This window comes from Kitasatospora sp. NPDC091257, assembly GCF_044757675.1.
Taxonomy (GTDB): Bacteria; Actinomycetota; Actinomycetes; order Streptomycetales; family Streptomycetaceae; genus Kitasatospora; species Kitasatospora lactacystinica.
Genome location: NZ_JBIVVI010000255.1, coordinates 1 through 8,679 on the forward strand (window position 1 = coordinate 1; position 8,679 = coordinate 8,679).

Annotated in this window: 8 protein-coding genes; 4 read left to right on the plus strand and 4 right to left on the minus strand. The window is 74.1% G+C overall.

Annotated elements, in window-relative coordinates:
* The first annotated feature begins 182 nt into the window (after positions 1-182).
* Both ACIQOV_RS14620 and ACIQOV_RS14625 read left to right on the plus strand, forming a co-directional pair.
* The gene (locus ACIQOV_RS14620) at positions 183-584 is read left to right on the plus strand and encodes an SsgA family sporulation/cell division regulator (protein ID WP_401048573.1); all 402 of its coding nucleotides are present in this window, start codon (positions 183-185) and stop codon (positions 582-584) included.
* Between the two features lie 157 nt (positions 585-741).
* Positions 742-1,068, plus strand: a complete 327-nt coding sequence (locus ACIQOV_RS14625; protein WP_401048575.1) for a hypothetical protein — start codon at positions 742-744, stop codon at positions 1,066-1,068.
* A gap of 14 nt (positions 1,069-1,082) precedes the next feature.
* On the opposite strand, the gene ACIQOV_RS14630 is transcribed toward ACIQOV_RS14625, so the two are convergent.
* Positions 1,083-2,066, minus strand: a complete 984-nt coding sequence (locus ACIQOV_RS14630; RefSeq protein ID WP_401048577.1) for an aldo/keto reductase — start codon at positions 2,064-2,066, stop codon at positions 1,083-1,085.
* Positions 2,067-2,305: 239 nt separating this feature from the next.
* Between ACIQOV_RS14630 and ACIQOV_RS14635 the strand changes: the two genes are divergently transcribed.
* A complete protein-coding gene (locus ACIQOV_RS14635) occupies positions 2,306-3,673 on the plus strand; it encodes a cryptochrome/photolyase family protein (protein ID WP_401048579.1) in 1,368 nt (455 codons plus the stop codon).
* Between the two features lie 133 nt (positions 3,674-3,806).
* On the opposite strand, the gene ACIQOV_RS14640 is transcribed toward ACIQOV_RS14635, so the two are convergent.
* From ACIQOV_RS14640 to ACIQOV_RS14650, 3 genes are all read right to left on the minus strand, one after another.
* On the minus strand, positions 3,807-5,801 hold the full coding sequence (locus ACIQOV_RS14640) for a hypothetical protein (RefSeq protein ID WP_401048581.1): 1,995 nt from the start codon (positions 5,799-5,801) through the stop codon (positions 3,807-3,809).
* 303 nt (positions 5,802-6,104) lie between these two features.
* Positions 6,105-6,941 (minus strand): amidohydrolase family protein, encoded by an 837-nt coding sequence (locus tag ACIQOV_RS14645; protein WP_401048582.1) that lies wholly within the window; start codon positions 6,939-6,941, stop codon positions 6,105-6,107.
* A gap of 141 nt (positions 6,942-7,082) precedes the next feature.
* Entirely contained in the window at positions 7,083-7,550 is a 468-nt protein-coding gene (locus tag ACIQOV_RS14650) for a tetratricopeptide repeat protein (protein ID WP_401048584.1), read from the minus strand.
* 282 nt (positions 7,551-7,832) lie between these two features.
* Here ACIQOV_RS14650 and ACIQOV_RS14655 point away from each other — a divergent pair, with 282 nt between their 5' ends.
* The gene (locus ACIQOV_RS14655; RefSeq protein ID WP_401048586.1) at positions 7,833-8,573 is read left to right on the plus strand and encodes a dienelactone hydrolase family protein; all 741 of its coding nucleotides are present in this window, start codon (positions 7,833-7,835) and stop codon (positions 8,571-8,573) included.
* Positions 8,574-8,679 lie beyond the last annotated feature (106 nt).

The following is an 8,679-nucleotide window of genomic DNA, read 5'->3' on the forward strand; positions in this document are numbered from 1 at the left end:
CGGTAGGCGGCTGCCCGTTCCCCCGACCGGGAAACCACCCGGGTGGGGGATCACGCCGGGCGACGCGGTTGCGTTGAGAGACGAGGAATGCACCCCGGGCGCGCGGGTAGCCGAGCGCTGCCACCACCGGCCGTCACGGCCGGAGGAAACCGGGTGCCATCGCCAGAATGGGAGTTCGTCGCATGACCGTCGCCACCTCCTGGTCCACCGCCGTCACCCTGCCCGAGGGCCCGTTTCCCGACGTGGCCGTGGAGGCGCAGCTGCGGTTCGACACGGCGTCGCCGTACGCGGTGTGCCTGGCGTTCCCGCCGCTCGGCGACGACGACGCGGCGCAGTGGACCTTCGCGCGCGAGTTGCTGGACAGGGGCCGGCACGGCCCGGCCGGCCTCGGGGACGTGACCGTCGCGCCCGGGCCGGGGGGCCGCGTGCTGATCACCCTGCGCTCTCCGGCCGCGCGGGCCGTCATCAGTGTTCCGGCGGCCGTCGTGACGGCGTTCCTCCTCGACTCCTTCCGCCTGGTGCCGGCCGGCGCCGAGGCCGAGCACCTGGACATCGACGCCGCCCTCGCCCATCTGTTCTCCTGACCCGCCCCGGCATCGAGCCCGGGTCCGCCATCGGGGCCGGGCCGGGCATGCCTCCCGGGCGCGCGGGGTAAGCGGGCGTCACGCGACGGACCCGGGCCGCCGGTCACCTCCCCCTCGGGCCGGGCCCGCCGCCGGAACGCGAGGAGAGGAGAAGACCATGACCACCCCACCGTTCCCGGCCACGCCCGACGGCCCCGCCCTGTACGCCGTCGCCGTGCCCGCCCTGGCCCTCGCCGTGCTGCTCATCGGCGTGTTCGCCTGGGGCAGCCACCACCTGAACCGCCGACGGCCGAAGCCGGCCCGAGACACCCCCGCGGCCCCCGCGGCCCGTGCGGGCTCCCGGCGCGTCGGCATGCTCCCGGGCCGGACGGTTCGCACGCCTGCCACCGGAAGCCCGCGGGCCGCGAGGCCGGCCGGCCCTCGCACCGGCGGGCCCACCGCGCGGCCCCGCCCCGACGCTCGTCGTGAGGGCCACGGGCCGTGACCGGCCGCCCGCCGTCACCAGCGGGCGTGGACCTGCGCCCGGATCCGCCGGTCGTACAGCTCGCGCACGGCGGCCAGGGTGGCCGACGGCAGCGGGGACAGCCCGGCGGCGGCCGCGTTGGCCCGGGCCTGCGCCACGTTGCGGGCACCGGGGATCACCGTCGTCACCCCCGGCTGCTGGGTGACCCACCGCAGCGCCGTCTGCGCCGCGCTCGCGCCCTCGGGTGCGAGCGCGGCGAACTCCACCGCCGCCTCGACGCCCGTCGCGAAGTCCACCCCGGAGAAGGTCTCCCCCTGGTCGAAGGACTCGCCGTGGCGGTTGTAGGTGCGGTGGTCGTCCGGGCCGAAGACGGTGTGCTCGTCGTACCGGCCCGACAGCAGGCCCGAGGCCAGCGGCACCCGGGCGAGGATTCCCACGCCGGCTGCCTCGGCGGCGGGCAGCACCTGCTCCAGCGGCTTGAGCCGGAACGCGTTCAGGATGATCTGGACGCTCGCGACGTTCGGGCGGGCGATGGCCGTCAGCGCCTCGGCGCAGGTCTCCACGCTCACCCCGTAGGCGGCGATCCGGCCCTCCTCCACCAGGGTGTCCAGGGCGTCGAAGACCTCGTCCGAGGAGTAGACCGGCGTCGGCGGGCAGTGCAGCTGCACCAGGTCCAGCCGCTCGACCCCCAGGTTGTCCCGCGAACGGTCGGCCCAGGCACGGAAGTTGGCGAGGTTGTAGTGCTCGGGCCGCTGCTCGACCCGGCGGCCGAACTTGGTGGCGACGAACACCTCGGCGTCCGGGCGGTCCTTCAGGAAGCGGCCGATCAGCCGCTCGCTGCGGCCGTCGCCGTAGACGTCGGCGGTGTCGAAGAGGGTGACGCCGGCCTCCACCGAGGCCTCCAGCACGGCCAGGGCGTCCTCCTCGCGGACGTCCCCCCAGTCCGCGCCGAGCTGCCAGGTACCGAGTCCGACGATCGAGACGGGGCGGCCGGTACGGCCGAGTACACGCTGTTCCATGGAGCGAGCCTCTCACGCGACGCCCCGGCCGCACCACGCACCGCTGCCGCACCACGCACCGCTGCCGGCACACGACCCGCCGTCGGGGCGCCGCCGGCGGAACGCGTGCCCGCCGACCGGACCCGCGGGGCCGTTGGGACCAATCCGCGCCGCGGGCGGCTCCGAACACCCGGGGAGAAGCAGCTGAAGCGGTAGAAGCAATCAGAACACCCGACGGCACCACCTGTGAGGCCCCGCCCGTGACCGTATCGATCGCCCTGTTCACCCAGGACCTGCGGCTGCACGACAACCCCGTGCTGCACGCCGCCCGGTCCGCGGCCGACCGGGTCGTCCCGCTGTTCGTCCTGGACCCGGCCGTCGAGGACGCCGGCTTCGCCGCGCCCAACCGGCAGGCGTTCCTGGCCGACTGCCTCGCCGACCTGGACGCCTCGCTGCGCCGGATCGGCTCCCGGCTGATCGTGCGCCGCGGCGAACCCGCCGAGCAGACGGCCCGGGTCGCCGCCGAGGCCGAGGCCGAAGGTGCGGCCGAGGGTGCCGCCGGTGGCGGTACCGCTCCCGCCTCCGTGCACGTCGCCGCGGGCGTCAGCGCCTTCGCGCACCGGCGGGAGGCCCGGCTGCGCGAGGTGTTCGGCGACCGCCTGCACGTCCACGACGCCTCGGTGACGGTCGTCCCCGCGGGCCGGATCACCCCGGCCGGCCGGGACCACTACGCGGTCTTCACCCCGTACCACCGCGCCTGGCAGCAGGCGCCCCGCCGCACGGTGCTCGGCGCGCCCCGGGCGCTCGACACCCCGGGCGGCATCGGCAGCGAGAACCTGCTGCTCACCGGACCGCTCTCGCCCGCCCTGCCGCCCGGGGGCGAGAGCGCGGCCAGGGAGCGGTGGCGGCGCTGGGACGTCGACGCCTACGCCCGGGTGCACGACGACCTCGCCGCCGACGCCACCTCCCGGCTCTCCCCGTACCTGCACTTCGGCTGCCTGTCCCCGACCGAACTCGTCGAACGCGCCCTGCGGCACGACGGCGAGGGGGCGCAGGCCTTTGTCCGGCAGCTCGCCTGGCGCGACTTCCACCACCAGGTCCTCGCCGCCCGCCCCGACGCCGCGCACCGCGACTACCGCACCAGGGACGACCGCTGGCACCACGACGAGGACGAGGCCGAGGCCTGGCGGCAGGGCCGCACCGGCTACCCGATCGTCGACGCCGGGATGCGCCAGCTCGCCGAGGAGGGCTGGATGCACAACCGGGCCCGCCTGCTGACGGCGGGCTTCCTCGCCAAGTGCCTGTACCTGGACTGGCGGATCGGCGCCGCCCACTTCCTGTCACTGCTGGTCGACGGCGACGTGGCCGACAACCAGCTCAACTGGCAGTGGGTCGCGGGCACCGGCACCGACACCCGCCCCAACCGGGTGCTCAACCCGCTGCGCCAGGCCGACCGGTACGACCCGGACGGGGCGTACGTGCGGCGCTGGGTGCCCGAACTCGCCCATCTGCCGGGGGCCGCCGTCCATCGCCCCTGGCTGCTCGACCCCGCCCCCGACTACCCGGCCCCGCTCATCGCCCCGGACGCCCTCACGGCCCGCTTCCGCGGGGCCCGGGGTCTGGACTGAGCACGGCCGGGCGCCATCCGGTGGAGGGTGGCGCCCGGCCGCGCGACCTGCTCGGTGATCAGCCGCCATCAGCCGCAATCAGCCGTGGTCGGCCGTGGGCCGGCCGTGTTCGGGGGTGGCTGCCCTACGGCTGTCAGAGGGCGAGCTTCTGGCAGAGCAGCGCGGACGGCCGCGCCGCCCACAGCTGCCACCAGGGCGCGCTGTAGGCCATGCCCGCGACGACCTCGTCGTCCGCGCACTGGCCCTTGGCGAAGCCGTACGAGAAGTCACCGCCACCGGCCGCGGCCGGGCGGTTGTCGCCCTTCTCGAACCAGAGCGTGCGGGTCGAAGTACCCAGCGGGGCTGCGGACTTGGCGCACAGCGCGCCCATCGTCCGGCCGTTGCGGCTGTACCCGGTCATGACCGAGCCGGCCGGGCACTGGGCCTTGGCGTAGCCCGACGCCCACTCGGTGGTCACGTAGGTGCCGCCGTGGTCGACGACGAACGCGCGGCCGGCGTCCCACAGGTCCGCCTTCGTGACGTCCGTGCAGAGGCCGTTGTCGCCGCCGTAGCTCAGCCCGATCAGCCGGCTGCCGTCCGGGCAGGCGGCCTTGAGGGCGTACGGGTCCCAGTCCGGCCGGGTCTTCAGGTAGGCGGAGTGGTTGTCGTCGAACAGGCTGGCGTTGAGCGAGGTCCAGTCCACCAGCCGTACCGGGGGCTGCCCGACACTGACCGAGGCGATTGGCCATTCGCGATGGAAGGCCAGGAAGGGCAGGTCCGCCTCCAGGATCGGGGTGCCGAGGATCACGAGCCGGGCCATCAGCGCCCCGTTGATGTCGAGTCCGCCGTAGAGGGCCGCCGCACCGTTGACGTCCGGCGTGGTGCCCGCGCCGTCGAGGACGACGGAGCCGTTGACCACGGCCCGCAGGTACGGCTCGATGGACGCCTTCACGCCGACCGTGTCGTACAGGGCGATCGAACCCTCGGCGAGCAGGCCGGCCTTCGCCGAGGCGGAGCCCTTGAGGTCGAGGCGCAGCGGGGAGACGGTGGAGTTCCCGGGGTCGGTGGTGGTCGTCCAGCCCGGGCCCTTGACGTAGTCCGAGTGGACGCCCCACTGGCCGTCGTAGGCCTGCTCGGCGTCGAGGCTGACGGTGCCGTCGGCGCTGATGTCGGCCGAGAGGGTGAAGGCCAGGTTGATCACGACGGGCAGCGGGCCGACCATCACCACGGGGCTGGCGCTGTACGTGGCCAGGGGTATCCGGATCGGCCCGGTGCTCGCGGTGAGGTTCGCGCTGACGTGCCAGTCCGCGTGCGCGCCCAGGGTGAAGCCGACCCGGGCCTGCTGGGGGTCGATGACGCCGAGGCCGCCCTGGTAGGAGAAGTCGATGGCCGGACGGAGCGAGACCGAGCCGGACAGCTTCGCCGAACTGCCGTCGGGCAGCGGGACGGTGGCGTTCGCGCTCAGTCCCAGGCTGCCGGACACGGAGCCCTGACCGGAGGTCGCTCCGAGGTCGGTGACGACCTGGACTCCGCCGATCTGGGGCTGGACGTCGAAGGTGCTCGGGCTGACGGCACTGCGCAGGCCGGCGCTGGTGCCGCCGAGCAGTTCGGGGAGGGTGGCCGGGCGGGTGGAGACGGCCACCTTCCCGTCGGCGGTCGGCTGCACATCGGTGACGGCGACCAGCGCGCCGTGCGGGGCCGCCGGGGTGGGCGGGCTGTCGATCAGCTGCCCGGGCCGGACGGCGGCCGCGGCGGCGGCCGGGCTCGCGGCCAGGGCGGACGGTGCCTGCGGACCGGTGGTGGCCGGTGCGAGCACGGCGGCGCCGGTGGTCGGGTCGTAGGAGGAGAGCGCGAGGACGGGGGCGGTGGTGGCGGTCGCCGGCGCGCTGCCCTGCGCCGGGGCCGCCACCGTGGCCGCGGCCGTGCCGGACGTCGGGGGCGCCAGCGTCGCCGACGCGCTCGGGGCGGCGGACGAGGCCGACGGGTCGGACGACGCGGTCGGCGCGGCTGCCGTGGTCGTCGTGGCTGCGGTGGCTGCGGTGGTGCTCGCGGCGGCCGGTGAGGCCGCCGCTCCGGTCAGGACGGCGCCGCAGAGGAGGAGCACGGTGGTTGTCGCCGCGGCTGACAGCGTCAGCTTGCGCACGGTCACGTGGAGGGTCCCTTCGGTGTCAACGGTGCTGAGGCAGTGGTGACTTGTGGCGGGACGCACAGTCCGGAGCCGTCGCACCGACTCTCGAACCGCCGGGTAACATAGCACTGACCGACAGCGTTGTTGACTGGTTCGCGGGAATCCCGGGTCGCGACCACCGAGACTTCACCGCCCTGGAGCGGGGCCTTCCCCTCTGGTTCACGCGGCACTCGGCGACCGGCGACGGGACGGGCCGACGGGGCGGATCCGGAAGGGTTCCGACCGTGCCGACCGGCCGTCACCTCCGCCGAACAGCCGCCCCGCTCACGGCTTCGCCGGGCGCGGCCAGTCCAGGACGGCACGCACCGTCCCGGCGAGGAGCCACTCCTTGTCCTCGGCGCCGAGCCGGTCGGTCTCCCGCAGGGCGAAGAGTTCGTCGGCCCAGCAGTGGTCGCCGCTGATCATGGTGTGGTCGCTGGCCCACATGACGCGCTCGCGGCCGAAGGCGTCCAGCACGCGCAGCAGCTTGTCGAGCGCGGGCGTGAACGGGTAGTCACCGGCGTGGAACAGCTCCGGGCCGTGCCCCCACTTGATCATGATGTTCGACTGGTCGGACAGCCGCAGGACGTCCTCGAACTCCTCGTCGTTCACCGGCATTCCGACGTGGTCGAGGACGATCGGGGTGTCGGGATGGGCTTTCGCGTAGGGGCGCAGCAGGTGCCCGTTGCGCGCCGTCATCGCGAAGACGGGCAGGCCGTGGTCGGCGGAGGCGTCGAACACCGGCCCGTAGTCGCCGCGGGCCAGTTCCCTGACGTCCTCGTCCTCGCGTGCCACGATCCGCACCGCCCGGGCGTGCGGCGCATCGGCCACGGCCCTGATACCGGCGGCGAGTTCGGGATCGCGGTGGTGGATGCGCAGCAGGTAGCAGAAGCGCTCGGGGTACCGGATCGACGCCATCTCGGCCCCGGGCGCGACGGCACGGAACGCGCGGGCCCCCGGCAGCGCGATGCCCGGCTCGCCGTGGCCGGTCCGGGCCTCGAAGCCCCAGAACTCGTCGATCACCGCCGCCTGGATGCCCAGGGCGTTCATGGCGGCGAGGGTCTCCTCGGCGCTCATGGTGAGGTGGAGGTGGATCTGAGCGTCGACGATGTCCATCGGCATGGGTACGTGCCTTTCGCGAACCCGGCCCGGGCCCGGGGGCGAGGGGCGGCGCCACGGTGCCGGTGTCCGCGCCGGACGTCCTCGCAGCCTCACCGTAGGGAACAACGACGCCGGGACGACAACGACACTTCGGGACACGGATCATGAGTTCTGATCATGCCCCGACGGCGGCCCGGCGACGGAGGCCAGGGCGCTCCTGGTGTCGGGGTGGCCCGGCCCCAGCGCCCGGACACGGCCCGCGTGGAGCTCCCCGAAGGCGGCGGCCGCACCCCGGAGATCGTCCGCCTCCACCCGCCAGTAGGCGAGGTTGGTACGGGAGTGGAGGGTGTCCGGGTGGTCGGGGCCGCTGACCCGGACCCGGTCCGCGAGGATCTCCTCGAACTCGGCGGCCGCGCCCACGGCGTCCCCCGCCTCGTGCCGCGTCGCGGCGAGGTTGTTGCGCGCGATGAGGGTTTGGGGGTGGTCCGCTCCCAGGACCCGCAGCATGTCGCGGAGGAGCGCCTCGAAGGCTGCGATCGCCTCGGCCCGCTCCCCCGTCTTCCCCCGCCACGTGGCCAGGTTGTTCCGGGTGATCAGCGTGTCGGGATGGTCGGCGCCGAGGACTCTCACGGACGTTGACTGAGCGATGCGCGAGACCCGCACGCCGGACACGGTGATGGCGTCGAGCGTGCCACCGGGCCTTGACCGCATGCCGTCGAACCTCGACGGACGCGCGTTCGCTTCATCGACCGTTGCTTCCGCCGATCTGCTAGCCTTCCGGAGGCCGTGCGAGAGAACAAGGAGGTGGTACCCGTGAACGTATCGACATGGGTGCTCTCCTCCGGGGTCACGGTCGGGCGATAGGTCGTCGTCCGGGAGCGCCGTTCCAGCGCACTCCCGAAAGGCACGACCATGAACTTCACTTCCGAACAGCGCCTCGACGACGACATCCTTGAGCGCGAGTTCACCCTCGGCGAGATCCCCGGCATCCTGTGGACGCCCGCATCCGCCTCCGCGTCCGAGCCGGTCCCGCTGATCCTGCTCGGCCACCCCCCGCTCGGGCTGCACAAGATGTACCCCCGGCTGGTCGCCCGGGCCCGACGCTGCGCGGCGGACGGCTTCGCCGCGGCCACCATCGAACTCCCCGGGAGCGGTGACCGGCCCCGCTGGGCCGCGGCCGAACAGGCCCGCGCCGACCTGCGGCAGGCCATGGCCGCCGGTGAGCCGGTCAGTGACGAGATCATCGACGCCCTCATCCTCCCGCTCGTCGACCGGGCCGTCCCGGAATGGCAGTCCGCCCTGGACTCCCTCCTCGCGCTGCCCGGGATCGACGGCCCGGTCGGGTACTCGGGGGGAATCATCTCCATCGGCATCCGGCTGGCGGTGGTCGAACCGCGCATCGTGGCCGCCGGCCTCTTCGCCGGGAGCTTCGTGCCCCGCGCCATGTTCGAGGAGGCCCGCCGGGTCACCGTTCCGCTGCACGTCCTGCTGCAGTGGGACGACGAAGGGAACGACCGGCAGGCGTCCCTGGACCTGTTCGACGCCTTCGGCTCCCAGGAGAAGACGCTGCACGCCAACATGGGCGGGCACACGGGCGTCCCGCAGTTCGCCGGGGAGGACGCGGCCGGGTTCTTCGCCCGGCACCTGCGCTGATCACGGGCCGGACCAGCGGCCGGACAGAGTAGGCAGGAGGCGGTGCCGGCCGGCACACCACTCGTCAAGGACGGCCTGAGCCCTCCGTGATGGCGCCGGCCGGCAG